The organism is Megalodesulfovibrio gigas DSM 1382 = ATCC 19364, from assembly GCF_000468495.1.
GTDB lineage: Bacteria > Desulfobacterota > Desulfovibrionia > Desulfovibrionales > Desulfovibrionaceae > Megalodesulfovibrio > Megalodesulfovibrio gigas.
Window position 1 is genome coordinate 3648609 of the sequence record NC_022444.1, and the last position, 471, is coordinate 3649079.

A 471-nucleotide genomic window follows, 5' to 3' on the forward strand; every position below is an offset into this window, starting at 1 on the left:
GTGCAATATGCGGGCTAGAGCCTGTTACTTTTGAAAAAGGACATTGCGAGAGGGGAAACCTTTCTGTAGAAAGGTTTCCCCTCGATGACTTCTTTCAGAACAAGACAATGCGCCAGTCGCGTGCAGCGCGGGTGCTACAGAAAATCCGGATCGATGCCGGCCTTGCCGTTGGCCAGCATGATTTTGAGGAAGGTCAGGGTCCGTTCGTCCGCCGGGACGATGGGGAACTGGCCTTTGCAGCTGTCGCACTGGGCCAGGGAGGGCTGGGTGGGGCCCACCAGGGGCACCTGCCGCTGGCAGTGCGGGCAGGGGTAGAAAAACACCAGTTCCAGACCGACGGGCTTGACGGGGGTAAGGGGCTTGCGGATGTCGCTCATGGCAATGCAGGTCCTGTTCGAGGGCATGTTGTTTTTGAAAAGACTTCTCGGGGGGAACCCTTTCTGGAGAAAGGGTTCCCCCCGAACCCCCCTC

The 471-nt window shown here is 58.8% G+C and carries 1 protein-coding gene; it reads right to left on the reverse strand.

From position 1 onward, the window contains the following. Positions 1-134: 134 nt before the first annotated feature. Positions 135-377, reverse strand: coding sequence for a hypothetical protein (locus tag DGI_RS16080; RefSeq protein ID WP_021762294.1), 243 nt, complete (start codon positions 375-377; stop codon positions 135-137). Positions 378-471: the final 94 nt, after the last annotated feature.

Coding starts and splice junctions, on each gene's coding strand:
- DGI_RS16080 (WP_021762294.1), bottom strand. CDS start 377: ATGAGCGACATCCGCAAGCCCCTTACCCCCGTCAAGCCCGTCGGTCTG.